12 protein-coding genes are annotated in these 14,448 nt (G+C 62.5%); 3 read left to right on the top strand and 9 right to left on the bottom strand.

Annotation, left to right across the window (positions count from 1 at the left end):
* Positions 1–234: 234 nt before the first annotated feature.
* On the top strand, positions 235–954 hold the full coding sequence (locus tag NHAM_RS14085; protein ID WP_011511194.1) for a DUF899 family protein: 720 nt from the start codon (positions 235–237) through the stop codon (positions 952–954).
* Between the two features lie 804 nt (positions 955–1,758).
* Here the strand turns inward: NHAM_RS14085 and NHAM_RS14080 are convergent.
* From NHAM_RS14080 to NHAM_RS14065, 4 genes are all read right to left on the bottom strand, one after another.
* The gene (locus NHAM_RS14080; protein ID WP_011511193.1) at positions 1,759–2,694 is read right to left on the bottom strand and encodes an IS5 family transposase; all 936 of its coding nucleotides are present in this window, start codon (positions 2,692–2,694) and stop codon (positions 1,759–1,761) included.
* A gap of 32 nt (positions 2,695–2,726) precedes the next feature.
* Positions 2,727–4,619 carry an aminopeptidase P family protein gene (locus tag NHAM_RS14075; RefSeq protein WP_011511192.1) on the bottom strand — a complete coding sequence of 631 codons (1,893 nt, stop codon included), beginning with the start codon at positions 4,617–4,619 and terminating at the stop codon, positions 2,727–2,729.
* Between the two features lie 111 nt (positions 4,620–4,730).
* On the bottom strand, positions 4,731–5,627 hold the full coding sequence (locus tag NHAM_RS14070) for a 50S ribosomal protein L11 methyltransferase (protein WP_011511191.1): 897 nt from the start codon (positions 5,625–5,627) through the stop codon (positions 4,731–4,733).
* Positions 5,628–5,667: 40 nt separating this feature from the next.
* Positions 5,668–5,952 (bottom strand): hypothetical protein, encoded by a 285-nt coding sequence (locus NHAM_RS14065; RefSeq protein WP_245269889.1) that lies wholly within the window; start codon positions 5,950–5,952, stop codon positions 5,668–5,670.
* 499 nt (positions 5,953–6,451) lie between these two features.
* Between NHAM_RS14065 and NHAM_RS27615 the strand changes: the two genes are divergently transcribed.
* Positions 6,452–6,598 carry a hypothetical protein gene (locus NHAM_RS27615; protein ID WP_198136932.1) on the top strand — a complete coding sequence of 49 codons (147 nt, stop codon included), beginning with the start codon at positions 6,452–6,454 and terminating at the stop codon, positions 6,596–6,598.
* A gap of 127 nt (positions 6,599–6,725) precedes the next feature.
* Here NHAM_RS27615 and NHAM_RS14060 read toward each other — a convergent pair whose 3' ends face one another.
* Positions 6,726–8,333 (bottom strand): phytoene desaturase family protein, encoded by a 1,608-nt coding sequence (locus NHAM_RS14060; protein ID WP_011511189.1) that lies wholly within the window; start codon positions 8,331–8,333, stop codon positions 6,726–6,728.
* 163 nt (positions 8,334–8,496) lie between these two features.
* Positions 8,497–9,306 carry a L,D-transpeptidase gene (locus NHAM_RS14055; RefSeq protein WP_011511188.1) on the bottom strand — a complete coding sequence of 270 codons (810 nt, stop codon included), beginning with the start codon at positions 9,304–9,306 and terminating at the stop codon, positions 8,497–8,499.
* Between the two features lie 273 nt (positions 9,307–9,579).
* Between NHAM_RS14055 and NHAM_RS28240 the strand changes: the two genes are divergently transcribed.
* Positions 9,580–9,921: a hypothetical protein gene (locus NHAM_RS28240; RefSeq protein ID WP_011511187.1), complete on the top strand. Its 342-nt coding sequence runs from the start codon at positions 9,580–9,582 to the stop codon at positions 9,919–9,921.
* A 189-nt stretch (positions 9,922–10,110) separates the two neighbouring features.
* On the opposite strand, the gene NHAM_RS14045 is transcribed toward NHAM_RS28240, so the two are convergent.
* From NHAM_RS14045 to NHAM_RS14035, 3 genes are all read right to left on the bottom strand, one after another.
* Entirely contained in the window at positions 10,111–10,872 is a 762-nt protein-coding gene (locus NHAM_RS14045; RefSeq protein ID WP_011511186.1) for an ABC transporter permease, read from the bottom strand.
* Position 10,873: 1 nt separating this feature from the next.
* Positions 10,874–11,794: an ABC transporter ATP-binding protein gene (locus NHAM_RS14040; RefSeq protein WP_011511185.1), complete on the bottom strand. Its 921-nt coding sequence runs from the start codon at positions 11,792–11,794 to the stop codon at positions 10,874–10,876.
* Between the two features lie 118 nt (positions 11,795–11,912).
* A complete protein-coding gene (locus NHAM_RS14035) occupies positions 11,913–14,414 on the bottom strand; it encodes an ATP-dependent helicase (RefSeq protein WP_011511184.1) in 2,502 nt (833 codons plus the stop codon).
* Between the last annotated feature and the right edge of the window lie 34 nt (positions 14,415–14,448).

Genomic DNA, 14,448 nt, shown 5'->3' with positions numbered 1-14,448 from the left:
CGCCGTGACCTGCGGATGTACCGGGACGCGCTTTCAGGTTTCACGCTTCGTTTCACGAATGTACTGAAACGGGCGTTCAGGGAGCCTCGTCAGCAATGACGGGGCTTTTTTGTTGCGCGGGCAATCCGACGAGACGATGCATGTTCGCGCCGCCGCCTGGAACTCCGCTCCGAGGCCCGCGTTTTCTCCGTTCCATTTCGCAAGCGGTCGTCCACAATATCAGGCGAGGCCCCGATGGAACACCTGCAATATCCGAACGAGAGCGGAGCCTATCGCACTGCTCGCAACGCGCTGTTAGAGGAGGAGATCAAGCTGCGCGCGCAGATCGAGGCCGTGGCCGAAAAGCGTCGCGCGCTGCCGATGGGTGGCGAGGTGCCGCAGGATTACGTGTTCGAGCGCATCGGGAAAAACGCCATGCCCGAGAAAGTGAGGATGTCCGAACTGTTCGGACCGCACGACACCCTGATCCTCTACAGTTTCATGTACGGCCCCGAGCGCAAATCTCCGTGCCCCGGCTGCACGCATCTGCTCGACAGCATCGACGGCGCCGCGCGGCATCTTGGCCAGCGCGCGGCGTTTCACGTCGTGGCGAAATCGCCGATCGCGCGGCTCGCCGCATGGGCACACGCGCGCGGCTGGGAGCACATGTCGCTGATTTCCACCGCGGGCAACAGCTACGACGCGGATTATTTCGGCGACACTTCGAAATTCTCAAAAGGCATAAGGGCGCAGCACAAGGTGCCCGACGGTGAGGACTGGGACGAGACCATCTTCAACGTGTTCAGGATGAGCGACGGAAAAGTCCGCCACTTCTGGGGCTCGGAAATGGCATTCGCGCCGCCCGCGCCAAACCAGCACCACCGCGCTGGCGATCTCGCCGATCCCTTGTGGAATCTTCTCGACATGACGCCGGAGGGGCGAGGCGACGATTGGTTTCCGAAGGTGAAGTATTAGGCGGTGAGACCAAAAGCTGCAGCAATATCCGGGGCTTTCTGTAATTATAGTGCTTCAGTGAAATGGTAGTCGTAGCTTATTGGAAGCGGAGCCAAAAATGGGCAGACCTGAAGAGCCGTACTATACCGTTATCGTTGAGACATATCGCATTTCGGGATCTGGGTTACACGGCGACATTCATGTCCGACCGGCAGAGGGTGAACAATTCCCACAAACGATGCAGTTCGTTTTCCTCGAGCAGTAAGACAGGCTCATCCCGTAGGAACTCGCTTTCGAGTCTATGCAGAATTGACCACAAAGAGGGTAGCGCGTCATTCCTTCATACCAACCACGCTTGGGATTATAACATTTTGGATGATTGATCGTCCGATTTTCTCGGATTGATGTCCATAATCGCCAAAAAAGCGAGATTGAATTTCGGGTTCTGACCATGTTCCTATCGATTCCGTCCCAATCGAGGGGCGGCAATCGTCACGAACGCGGGGCGGGATGCGGTGGACGCGGCAGAGTCAGACCAGAATGAAGGTAGCAGGGTAAAAGCCCGCAGGGAAAGAGATGCTTTCCCTCCTGCGTGACTTGCAGCGCAAGTCGATCCGGAATCCGGTCCCACGCGAGGTCGCTGGATTCCCCGATGTGCAATTGGCACATCTGAGGTTCGCGATTTCGGCGCGAACGCAAAGCGTTCGTCGCCTCAGCGCGCCCTGGAATAATGAGACCTGTGCGCGGATGGATGTAGAGCGTTGATTTGAAGGATTATTGGCAAACGACTTTGTGCGTGATTTCGCCGGTGCTACGAGTTTGTCGTCACGCTGCTACCGTGACGATGGAAAGCGTGCGCTTGAGGTTATAGGCGATAGCGGTGAGGTGAACCTGGACGGCGGCTTTGGCGAGGCCTCGCCATCGCATTCGGCGCAGGCCGTAACAGCGTTTCCAGGTGCCGAAGATTTTCTCGATGCGCCCGCGGACACGGTGGATCGGTCGGTTCCAGGCAGCGAGGCGAGCGAGCGTTTCGGTCTCGTCTCGCCCCCACATGCCGGTCGCGACAATGCGTGGCGTGCCTCCTTTGGCCCGAACCGCGTCGCCGAAGTGATTTCCCCGATAGGCGCTGTCGGCGAACACCTCGCCTGGATCATCGGGCAGGGCGTCGGGTCCGGCGCGCCCATCGTTGACGTTGGCCGGCGTGATCGCGATCTTCTCGACCAGAGCCGTTGTCGCGTCGGCGCCGATGTGGGCTTTGAAGCCGTGCACCGCGCTCTTTCCCTTGTGCTTGACCCAGCGGCCATCTACATCGTCTTCGCTGGCAGAAGCGATGATCGTCGCATCGACCAGCGTGCCAACCTTGACCGTGACCGCTCTGGCCTTGAGCTGTGCGGCCACCGCATCGAACAGCGCGACATCGAGACCATGCGCGACGAGCGCCCTGCGGTATCGAACGAAGGCAGTGCGCTCAGGTGTCGCCTCACTGCCGGAAAAGCCGCAGAACCGGCGGAAGGACGCCCGGTCATCGAGCGCCTCCGCCAGCTTCACGTCCGACAGGTCGTACCAGATCGACAGCAGCAGCGCCTTGAACATTGCCAGCGGCGGCCAGGCGAGTTCGCCCTTGGTGGCCGAATAAAGCGCGTCGAGAAGAGCCGTGACCGGCTGCCAATCGATCAGCTTGCCGATCTCGTCGAGCGATGAGGCAGTGCGCCTATGATCTGCGAAACCGAGCCGCTCTTGACCTATCACACGATGCGCCACGTCCCGCTCTCCTCTTCGGAAAGCCCATAGAGTCAGCAATTATCGGCCTCGTCTACATCCATCCGCGCACAGGTCTCATAACTGGGTGGAAAAACTTCTTCCAGCGGCAGCGGCTCTGTCGCGGCGTCGAGCCAGACCTTGGTGGCCTCGTCGAGATGCGCGCGCAGCTCGCGGCGGACGCGGACGTGGTAGTCGTTGAGCCAACGCGTTTCGTCGGCGCCGAGGCTGCGATCGATCAGGCGGCGGTCGATCGGCGCCAGCGTCAGGGTCTCGAATCCGTTCATGGGTTTCTCGGCGCCGGGAATCTCGATCGCCGTGACCAGCACCAGATTTTCGATCCGGATGCCGAACGCATCACGCTTGTAGTAGCCGGGCTCGTTGGACAGGATCATGCCGCGCTTGAGCTGTGTGGTCCCGAGTTTCGAAATCCGCGCCGGGCCCTCATGCACCGAGAGATAGCTGCCGACGCCGTGGCCGGTGCCGTGCTCGAAGTCGACGCCGGCCTGCCAGAGAAACTGCCGCGCCAGCGTATCGAGTTGCGCGCCGGTGGTGCCGTCGGGAAATACCGCACGCGCGATGGCGATGTGGCCGCGCAGCACGCGGGTGAAGCGGTCGCGCATCGCGTCGGTCGGATCGCCGATCGCGATGGTGCGGGTGACGTCGGTGGTGCCGTCCTCGTATTGCGCGCCGGAATCGATCAGCAGCAGATCGCTGGGCGCGATGCGGCGGTTGCTCTTGCGGCTGACGCGGTAGTGGACGATGGCGCCGTTCGGCCCGGTGCCGGCGATGGTGGGGAAGGAGACGTCCTTCAGCGCGCCGGTGTCGCGGCGAAAGGTTTCCAGCGCCTCCACGGCATCGATTTCGGTCAGCGTGCCCTTCGGCGCCTCGCGGTCGATCCAGGCGAGAAACCGCGCCAATGCCACGGCGTCGCGCCGATGCGCGGTGCGGGCGCCCGCGATCTCGGTCGGGTTCTTCACGGCCTTGAGCAGCGCGACGGGATCGTTGCCGCGCGCCGGTTTGCCGCCGGCAGACGTGATCAGGCGGGTTAATGCGTCGGCGGCGGTGGCGCTGTCGAGCGCGATGGTCGCGCCGCTGCCGGCGAGGTCGGTGAGCGCCGGCGTCAACGCGTCCGGCTCGCGCACATCGGCATTGCGCTCGATATGACCGCGGCTCAAGTCGGAGAGTTTGCGGTGGTCGACGAAGATCGTGGGGCGGCCGTCTTTCGGCACCAGGGCGTAGGATAGCGGCAGTGGCGTATGCGAGACGTCGGCGCCGCGAATATTGAAGGTCCAGGCGACCGCGTGGGAATCCGATAGCACCAGCGCATCGACGCCGAGTTTTGTCATCTCAGTGCGGATCCGCGTGAGCTTGTCGGCCTCAGGCTCGCCTGCGAACGTCGCGCCATGGATCGTCACCGGGCCAAGCGGCGGTGCGGGACGATCGATCCAGATGCTGTCGACCGGATTGGTCTCGACCGGGACCAGCTCCGCGCCGGCTTTCGTGCAGGCTTTCGCGAGGCGTTCGACTGCTGCCGACGTATGCAGCCATGGATCGTATCCGAGGCGGTCGCCGGCGCGGAGATGCCCTGCCAGCCAGCTTTCCGGGGGCGGATCGACCAGCGAAACGATGCCCCAAGCCTGCGTATCCACCTGCTTCGCCGCCTGCAATGTGTAGCGGCCATCGACAAACACCGCAGCTTGCTTCGCGAGCACGATGGCGAGGCCTGCCGATCCGGTGAAGCCGGTGAGCCATGCCAGCCGCTCCTCGGAGGGCGCGACATATTCGTTCTGCTGCTGGTCGGCGCGCGGAATCACGAATCCGGTCAGTTGCCGTCGCACCAGTTCCTCGCGAAACGTGGCGAGGCGGGAGGTCAGCGCGACGCCGCCTTCGGGGTCCTCGAATGTCTGGAAATGGGCTTCGAACATTATCCGGGTATCCTATCGCGTTTGGCGCGAAGCATGTCCTCGGGCTTGACCCGAGGATGGGCACCGGTTCGCGTCAAGAAAACGCATCAAAACAAAAAGTGACGTCAGCGGCTACCGCAAATTCTGCATCAGCAGGCTGCACCATCCGTCGATCCGCATCTGCCGGATGAGCACTAGCCCCTGCGCGCGATAGGCCGCGATCACGCTGCGGGTCTGATGCGGCAGCAGCCCCGACAGGATCACCATGGCTTCGGGCGCAAGGTGCGTTGCCATGGCCGGCGCCATCTGCCGCAGCGGATTGGCGAGAATATTCGCCAGCACCAGGTCGAACGGTGCGCGTGCGCGAAACAGCGGCGCGGAAAAGCCGGTCGCACAGATCGACCAGACAAGATTGCCGACGCCGTTTAACACGGCATTCTCCCGCGCCACGATCGTCGAACGCGGATCGATGTCGCTGGCCAGCACGTTTCGCCGCAGCGCCTTGGCCGCGGCGATGGCAAGAACGCCGGTGCCGGCGCCGAGATCGAGAACGCGCCGTGGCATCTTGCTGCGCAGCACGTGATCGAGCAGCAGCAGGCAACCCCGCGTGGTGCCGTGGTGCCCGGTGCCGAACGCCAGCGCTGCCTCGATCTCGATGCCGAGCTTGTTCGGCGGGACGCGTGCGCGGTCATGCCGTCCGTGGACGATGAAGCGGCCGGCGGCGACCGGCACCAGGCCTTCGAGGCTGGCCTCGACCCAGTCCCTGGCGGCGATGGTATCGAAGGCGATGGTTTGCGCGATGTCATCGCCGGCGGCCAGCGCGACCAGCGTGCGGATTCGCTCTTCATCCGGCGGGGCGGCGAAGTGTAGCGCCACGACCCAGCGCCCGTCGCTGCGTTCGAATGCGGCGATGGCGGTCTCGCCGTCATCGAGACTCTCGGTCAGGAGATCGACGACCCGCCGCGCGATCTGTTCCTCGCCGATGGCGAAGGCGGCGCGACTGGTCGCCGGCGTGACGGCGTTGGTCATCGGCAATCCGACGTTAAAAGATCCGGGGATCGGGAGCGTCTCAGTTTGACATTCTGGTGATGAGGTAGCCGACGCCGTAGGCCGGTCCCGCCACCAGGAGAATGGCAACCGCCATGAGAAGCCAGCCTTTCAGGACGCCGGCCCAGCCGCCCGTTTGCCAAAGCTGTTGGGGTCCCGGTTGACCGTAGGCCCACAGCGACCATGAGGCGGCCAAGACCAAGTAGATGTCAAAAGTATTCAAGGATGTGCCGACGTAGCCTCCGTATAACGGGATAATGACCGTGAGAAAGACCCTGCCAACGATATTCAGCACATAGACCCCCAATACTTGCCTGCTTTCGTATTTGCTTTAGTGCAAATCGGAAACTTAAACGATGGAAAATGCATGGGCGGGAAGGCGCGGGGCGGCGGGGTTGACGGCAAACAAGCGGTCCGAGATCGCCAGGAAGGCAGCCCGCGCGCGCCGGAGCCAGTAAATCCGCGAACAAAGCGTCGAGCCATCGTGCGGGAATCCGCAAATGATCGGGAAACATACCCGGATTCTTCAACAGGCGCCGGTCTGCTGTTGCAGACTTTTTGAGATTGTTGCCCACTTGTTTTCCACAGAATTATCCACAGACTTTCCCCCAGCCTAATACTAAGTTATCCACAGGATTTCGATAGCCTTATCCACAGACGGGAGGCGGACGATTCGCCGCGAATTGCATCGGTAACCGCGAGGGTTAATCCCCGGTAGCATCTGTGTTCAAATCCCAGCGGAATCGCGGCGAGGTTTTTTAGAGGTTTGTCGCTACCGATGCCTCCAAGCAGAATGCGGGGGCGTCATGGAAACTCAAGGGTTCGATCCGGTCGGGCCGTCCGGAAGCACATCCGGGATCGCGGCCGAGGACATCATGTGGGCGTTTGGCATCAGCGCCGTTGTGCTCGGACTGACGCCGTTAATGGCGGTCTACGTGCTGCTGGTGGCTTGAGCAGCTTTTCGGGCGAAGCATGTCCTCGGGCTTGACCCGGGGATGGATACCGGTTCGCGTGAAGAAAACGCGTCAAATCAAAAACCATAGAGCCCCGCTTCTGATTCCATCAGAAGCGAAGAGGGGTCTAACGGCGGGCGAACAGCGCCCGATGGTCCCGCAGGATGGTGCGTGCGGCGTTATGGCCGGGTGCGCCGGTGACGCCGCCGCCGGGATGCGCGCCGGAGCCGCAGTGATAGAGACCCTTCAGCGGTCCCCGGTAGTCGGCATGGCCTAGCATCGGCCGGGCCGAGAACAGTTGGTTCAGCGTCAGCGCACCGTGAAAGATATCGCCGCCCAGCAGTCCGAATTCGCGCTCGAGATCGAGCGGTGATAAAATCTGCCGGCCGATCACGCTGGCGGCGAAGCCCGGCGCGTAAAGGTCGACGGTCGCTATCATGAGGTCGGCGACCTCGTCGCGATGGTCATCCCAGGACGCGCCATCGGGCAACTGCGGCGCCACATGCTGGCAGAACAGGCTGGCCACATGGCGGCCGGATGGGGCAAGTGAATCATCGATCACCGACGGGATCAAAACCTCCACCACAGGTTCGCGGCTCCAGCCGAACTGTCGCGCGTCCTGCCAGGCACGGTCCATGTAGCCGAGACCGGGCGCGATGATGATGCCAGCACTGAGATGGTCGCCTGCGCCCGGCAAGGCCGAGAACGAGGGCAGAGCTTCGAGCGCCACGTTCATCCGAAACGTCCCGGAGCCGTTACGCCAGGTCTTGATGCGGTTGAGGAAGGCGGCGGGCAGCGCGCCGGCGGGCAGCAGCCGCGTATAGAGCAGCTTCGGGTTCACGTTCGCCGCGACATATTTTGCGCGGATCGTTCGTCCATCGTCGAGCACCACACCGGCCGCGCGGCCGCGCTCGACGATGACTTCGCACACACCGGCATCGGTTTCGATCTCGGCGCCGCGCGCGCGGGCGGCCGCTGCCATCGCCTGGGTGATCGCGCCCATGCCGCCGATGGCATGGCCCCAGACGCCCTTCTTGCCGTTCACTTCTCCGAAAGCATGGTGCAACATCACATAGGCCGAGCCGGCCGCGTAGGGGCTGGCGTAGTTGCCGACGATGGCGTCGAAGCCGAACAGGGCCTTGACCAGATCGATCTCGAAGCGGTCGTCGAGCATGTCCCCGGCGGATCGTGTAAACAGATCGAGCAGGCTGCGCTGCTGCTCCAGCGACAGGCCGCGCAGGATTCCGGCGGAGCCGATCGCGTTGACGATTTCATGCGCGGCGTTGAGGCCAAACCCCTCGACGAGGTTCGGCGGCGCGCGCAGCACGAATTGCCGGATCACGTCGGCGATCTCTTCGAGTTCGCGCATGAAGCCGCCGAGCGCGCCGGCATCCCGTTCGCTCAGGCCAGCGACCGATGCCGCGGTGCGGCCTTCGCCGGTGAGGAGGTAGCGGCCGTCGGGCGCGGGCAAAAAATTCTGGGCGCGGCGTTCGACGATCCGCAGACCATGGTCATGCAGCCGCAAGTCCGCGATGACTTTCGGATTTAGCAGGCTGACGGTGTAGGCCGCGACCGAATTGCGGAAACCGGGCTGGAATTCCTCCGTCACCGCAGCGCCCCCGACCACCTTGCGCCGCTCCACGACCTTGACCCGCAGCCCAGCCATCGCGAGATAGGCCGCGCAGGTCAGGCCGTTGTGGCCCGCTCCGATGATGACGACGTCGGTATCTGACACGATCCGCTTCAAATGATATGGGCCGGCCGTTTCGTTCGGCTGCCGTTCAGGGCGTCTTTATCGGAGACGGCGATGGACGGCACAAGACCGGGCGGATCGATTTGGGGCTCGCTGCCACGGCATAGTCCAACGGTGGCTGCGCGACGATGAGGACCGGTAGCGATCAGTCGTCGAACTCCGTGAACAGGCCGCGCGGCTGATAAGGCCGCGGTGCGTAAACCTGCGGCTGGTAAGGTTGCGCATAACCGTAATCCGCTTGATCGCTATGATACGGCCGCCGCTGGGGAACGGTCTGCGCGCCGTAGATGCGGCGATAGCTGCGCGGGGCGGGATAGCGCTGATCGCTGGAGCTGCCGTCCGCCGGGTAGATATAGCCGTCGTCGCCGCGAACGGTGGCCTGCGGCTGCTGAGCAGGCGCGATATGCCCCGGCGTCAGATCGACCGGATTTCCGGCAGTGTCATAAGACTGGTAGCCCGGCGCCGGGTCGCGACGGGCGACATCGGTTTTGCGCTTGCCGCGAGGATTGCGCGCCAGCGCGACGCGCGACGATCCGGTCAGCGTCACGGTGGTGTTGAGGACGCCTTCCTTCTGCACCAGCGCATAAAGCGTGCTGGCGTGGGCGCGCGAGAGGCGTACGCAGCCGTGCGACACCGGTACGCCGAGGCTGCCCTCGGAGAACGTGCCGTGGATGGCGTGACCCACCTTGGTGAAAAAGATCGAGTGCGGCATCGGGGCGTCGTCGAATTCCTTGGAGAAATGGTTGGCTTCCATTCGGAAGGTCTGGAATTTGCCGTTCGGAGTTTCGTGCGACGGATTCCCGGTCGAGACCGGCCATTGATAGCGCTCGGCGCCGTCGACGGAGACGGTCATTTGCTGATTGTCCTTGTCGACAAGGATCGACACCTTCGCCTCGGCCATGCTGCCGGCGGCAAAAAACATCAGACTGATGATCGGAATAAAAAACGTACGCATTTACCTCGACCTCGAATGCCACCTGCCGTCTCCCCGCTCGATATATGCACATGAAACGGCACCGCTGCCAGTAGCGGGGTCGTGGCATCGTTAATTCGCGAAGCGGCATAACCAAGGCGGTGGGGGGGGAAACCTTGTGAGCGATGGCTTTATAACGGGCCACCGCTACGACGGTGCCGTTGGAACCTATGGAGTGCGATCACGTTATGCTTACCTCCATCCAGCGACCATGGCCTGTTCGCGGCCGAGCCAGCAATAAGGACACAGACACAGATGACGATCAGAACCGGAGCATTGCCGATCAAAGTTTCCATTCGGCTGCAGGTCGCGGTAGCGGCTGTGGCAGCCGCACTGGCCTTCATATCCATTCCGCATCCGGTGCACGCGCAAGGCGTCATCGGAGGCATGGAGCGGGGTGCGAACCAAGGAGCGCGCGAAGGCAATCGTGCAGCCGGTCCGGTCGGCGGCGCGATCGGCGGCGCGCTTGGCGCCGGCGTTGGTGGCGCGGTCGGTGGCGTCAAGGGTGTGCTCGGCATTCCGGATCGCGGGCCACGCCGCGGGCATCGATGCCGCGGCTATTGGAAGCATGGCCATTTCCACTGCTATCGTCGATAAGGAATTTCCTCCACGACTGTGCGGTCCGGATCGAACCGGGCCGCAATTTTTTTAGTTCGTGGCGGCAAACCCTGGAGCGTTTTCGGGCGAAGCATGTCCTCGGGCTTGACCCGAGGATGGGTACCGGTTCGCGTAAAGAAAACGCTTTAATTCAAAATCATAGAGCCTCGCTTCTGATTCCATAAGGCTCTAGTTTTTCAGCCGGTAGCCGGTTCTGAAAATCCACCAGACGAGCAACATGCAGATCGCGAGAAAACCCAGCGTCATGCCGATGCTCACGGACACGCTGACATCGGCGATTTCGTAAAAACTCCAGCGGAAACCGCTGATGAGATACACCACCGGATTGAACAGCGCGATGGTTTGCCAACCGGGTGGCAGCATGCTGATCGAATAAAAGCTTCCCCCAAGGAAGGTCAGCGGCGTAATTATCAAGAGAGGGATCATCTGCAGCTTCTCGAAACCGTCGGCCCAGATGCCGACGATGAAGCCGAACAGGCTGAAAGTCACGGCGGTCATGACCAGAAACGCCAACATCCAGACCGGATGTTGGATGTGCAAAGGCACGAACAAGCCGGCGGTCGCCAGAATGATCAGGCCGAGGATGATAGACTTGGTCGCCGCGGCACCGACATAGCCCAGCACGATCTCGAAATAGGATACCGGCGCCGACAGAATCTCGTAAATGGTGCCGATGAACTTCGGAAAATAGATTCCGAACGACGCGTTGGTGATGCTTTGCGTCAGCACCGACAGCATCACCAGCCCCGGGACGATGAAGGTGCCATAGCTGACGCCTTCAACCTGCGTGATGCGCGACCCGATCGCTGCGCCGAACACCACGAAGTAAAGCGACGTCGAGACCACCGGCGAGACGATGCTTTGCAGCAGCGTGCGCCAGGTTCGCGCCATTTCAAACAGGTAGATCGCCTTCACAGCCTCGAAGTTCATCTCAGGCCCTCACCAGACTGACGAAGATGTCTTCCAGCGAACTCTGGGTGGTATCGAGGTCGGAAAACCTGATGCCGGCAGCACGGAGTTCGCCCAGCAGGCTGGTGATGCCGGTATGTTGGCTCCGGGTGTCGTAGGTGTAGATCAGCTCCGTGCCGCAATCGGCAAGCTCGAGATTGTAGGCCGCCAGCGGCGCAGGTACGGCATCGAGCCTGCCTTGCAGATGAAGCTTCAACCGCTTTTTGCCGAGCTTCTGCATCAGCACCGTCTTTTCCTCGACGAGAATGATTTCGCCCCTGTTGATGACGCCGACCCGGTCGGCCATCTCCTCGGCCTCCTCGATGTAATGCGTCGTCAGGATAATCGTGACGCCAGAGGCTCGCAGCGTCCGCACCACGTCCCACATGGCTTTGCGCAGTTCGACATCGACGCCCGCGGTCGGCTCGTCCAGAAACAGAATCTGCGGCTCGTGCGACAGTGCTTTCGCAATCATCACGCGTCGCTTCATGCCGCCGGACAGCGTGACGATCTTGTTGTCCTTCTTGTCCCACAGCGACAGGTCCTTCAAAACCTTCTCGATATGAGTCGGGTTCTTGCGTTTGCCGAACAGCCCGCGGCTGAAACTGACGGTCGCCCACACCGTTTCGAACGCATCCGTATGCAGTTCTTGCGGCACGAGGCCGATCAGCGAGCGGGTAGCCCGAAAGTCGCGCTGAATGTCGTGACCGTCGACCAGCACCTGTCCGGCCGACGGGTTCGCGATGCCGCAAATGATGCTGATGAGCGTGGTCTTGCCGGCGCCGTTGGGGCCCAGCAATGCAAAAATCTCACCTCGGTTGATATCGAGGTTGATGGCTTTCAGCGCTGTGAAGCCGGACGCGTAGGTCTTCGACAGGCCGGAAACGGAAATGATGGGCGACATGCAGGCCTGACACGCTGTGAGCGGGAGGAGTGAAGGGGACCGGTTATCGCGGCAGGGTGGCAGGACGATGGAGAATGCCGGTCAACACATAGGAATGCGGGCGATGTTCCGCCATCGGCTACACCCGCTCCACAAAACTATCGACCACCTTTTTCTCGCCGGCTTTTTCGAAGGCGATAGTCAGCTTGTTGCCATCGATCCGCGCCACTTTGCCGTAGCCGAATTTCTGGTGAAAGACCCGGTCGCCCGGTGAGAAGCTGGAGGTCGTGCCGGTGGATTTCGCGACCAGTTCACCGTCGATGGTCAATGGCGCGTGCTTCGACTTCGATCGGCTCGCATTGTAGGGCGTGCCGGCCTCATTGAAACCGCCGCGGCCGCGATTGGCCTGCGCGCGTTGCCAGCCGGGCGTCGCATAGCTCGAGCCGAACGACTCGACATTGTCGAAACGCGAAGGGCCATAGCCGCCCGTTCCGCCCCAGCCCGAGCCGCCCTTGGATTCGGTGATCTCGACGTTGTGCGCCGGCAGTTCGTCGAGAAAACGCGACGGGATGGTTGTCGACCACGAGCCGTGAATGCGCCGGTTGGTGGCGAAGTAAAGCTTCGCGCGACGGCGCGCCCGTGTCAGGCCGACATGGGCAAGCCGGCGTTCTTCCTCGAGGCCGGCGCGTCCCTGCTCATCCAGCGCACGCTGATGCGGAAACAGACCCTCCTCCCAGCCGGGCAGGAAAACGTTGTCGAATTCGAGTCCCTTGGCGGAATGCAGCGTCATCACCGAGACGGCGTCCTCGTCTGGGCCGCCGTCGCGATCCATCACCAGCGAGATATGTTCGAGGAAGCCTTGCAGGTTCTCGAACTCCTCCATCGAGCGCACCAGCTCTTTCAGGTTCTCAAGGCGGCCCGCGGCATCGGCCGAACGGTCCTTCTGCCACATCTCGGTGTAACCGCTCTCGTCGAGCACGATCTCGACAAGCTCGGTGTGCGGCATGGTCTCGCGCTGCACGCGCCAGCGGTCGAAACTGTCGAGCAAGGCGCGCAGCGATCCGCGCGCCTTCGGCCTCAGCTCGTCGGTTTCGACGACGGCGCGGGCGGCCTCGCTGAGCGGGATCTGCCGCTTGCGAGCGATCTCGTGCAGCATCTGGACGGTGGCATCGCCCAGGCCGCGTTTAGGCACGTTGACGATGCGTTCGAAGGCGAGATCGTCGGCCGGCGAGTTGATGAGGCGCAGATAGGCGAGCGCATCGCGGATTTCGGCGCGCTCGTAGAAGCGCGGACCGCCGATGACGCGATAGGGCAGGCCAAGGGTCACGAAGCGGTCTTCGAATTCGCGCATCTGGAACGAGGCGCGCACCAGAATTGCGATTTCGTTCAGTTTTTCGCCGGCGCGCTGAAGCTGTTCGATTTCCTCGCCGATGCCGCGGGCTTCTTCTTCGGAATCCCAGCAGCCGGTGACGGTGACCTTCTCGCCATCGACATCCTCGGTGCGCAGCGTCTTGCCGAGCCGGCCCTCGTTATGCGCGATCAGATGCGAGGCGGCGGCGAGGATATGGCCGGTGGAGCGGTAGTTGCGCTCCAGCCGGATCACCTTGGCGCCGGGAAAATCGTGGTCGAAGCGCAGGATGTTGTCCACCTCGGCGCCGCGCCAGCCGTAGATCGACTGGTCGTCATCGCCGACGCAGCAGATGTTTTTGGGCGGGGAGATATTCTTTGTTAGTGCGTCATCACCGGGCCGACGCGACGCGTCGAGACCCGGTGATCCATCTTCCGGAGAAACGACGGATTGCCGGGTCAAGCCCGGCAATGATTGCGACGGCGCTTGCGACAGCAGCCGCAGCCACAGATATTGTGCGACGTTCGTATCCTGATACTCGTCGACGAGGATGAACTTGAAGCGGCCCTGATATTGCCGCAGCACGTCCGGATGCTCGCGGAACAGCCGGATGTTCTCAAGCAGCAGGTCGCCGAAGTCCGCGGCGTTGAGGATCTTCAGCCGCGCCTGGTAGGCGGCATAGAGCTTGCCGCCGCGGCCGTTGCCGAACACGGCGGCTTCGCCGGACGGCACCTGCGCCGGCGTCAGCCCGCGATTTTTCCAGCCGTCGATCAGCCCCGCCAGCATCCGCGCCGGCCAGCGCTTGTCGTCGATGTTGTCGGCCTGCAGAAGCTGTTTGAGCAGGCGGATCTGGTCGTCCACGTCGAGAACGGTGAAGTTGGATTTGAGGTGCACCAGCTCGGCATGAACACGCAGAATCCGGCCGCCGATGGAATGAAAGGTGCCGAGCCACGGCATGCCTTCCACGGCATGTCCAAGCATCTGGCCAAGCCGATGCTTCATCTCGCGTGCGGCCTTGTTGGTGAAGGTTACCGACAGGATTTCACCGGGACGGGCGCGGCCCTGGCTGAGGATATGCGCGATGCGAGTCGTCAGCACGCGGGTCTTGCCGGTACCCGCGCCAGCCAGCACCAGCACCGGCCCGTCCAGCGTTTCCACCGCCTCGCGCTGTTCCGGATTGAGCCCGGCCAGATATTGTGGCGTTGCCGCTGCGCGCGCGCGCGCAGCAATGCCACCGGCGGCAGGCTGGTGCTCGGGAACGTCGCGATGGATCAGTCTGTTCGGTTCGGTCATGCGAATCGTCTTCTCCCCACGATGACACTGCGGG

This window comes from Nitrobacter hamburgensis X14 (genome assembly GCF_000013885.1).
Taxonomy (GTDB): domain Bacteria; phylum Pseudomonadota; class Alphaproteobacteria; order Rhizobiales; family Xanthobacteraceae; genus Nitrobacter; species Nitrobacter hamburgensis.
The sequence above is the reverse complement of the archived record's forward strand: the minus strand, read 5'-3'. Positions and strand labels throughout refer to the sequence as shown.

Bases quoted from the DNA above. Each gene is read 5' to 3' on its own strand.
- NHAM_RS14085 (WP_011511194.1), top strand. From the start codon at position 235: ATGGAACACCTGCAATATCCGAACGAGAGCGGAGCCTATCGCACTGCT.
- NHAM_RS14075 (WP_011511192.1), bottom strand. From the start codon at position 4,619: ATGTTCGAAGCCCATTTCCAGACATTCGAGGACCCCGAAGGCGGCGTC.
- NHAM_RS14055 (WP_011511188.1), bottom strand. From the start codon at position 9,306: ATGCGTACGTTTTTTATTCCGATCATCAGTCTGATGTTTTTTGCCGCC.
- NHAM_RS14035 (WP_011511184.1), bottom strand. From the start codon at position 14,414: ATGACCGAACCGAACAGACTGATCCATCGCGACGTTCCCGAGCACCAG.
- NHAM_RS14070 (WP_011511191.1), bottom strand. From the start codon at position 5,627: ATGACCAACGCCGTCACGCCGGCGACCAGTCGCGCCGCCTTCGCCATC.
- NHAM_RS27615 (WP_198136932.1), top strand. From the start codon at position 6,452: ATGGAAACTCAAGGGTTCGATCCGGTCGGGCCGTCCGGAAGCACATCC.
- NHAM_RS14045 (WP_011511186.1), bottom strand. From the start codon at position 10,872: ATGAACTTCGAGGCTGTGAAGGCGATCTACCTGTTTGAAATGGCGCGA.
- NHAM_RS14040 (WP_011511185.1), bottom strand. From the start codon at position 11,794: ATGTCGCCCATCATTTCCGTTTCCGGCCTGTCGAAGACCTACGCGTCC.
- NHAM_RS28240 (WP_011511187.1), top strand. From the start codon at position 9,580: ATGACGATCAGAACCGGAGCATTGCCGATCAAAGTTTCCATTCGGCTG.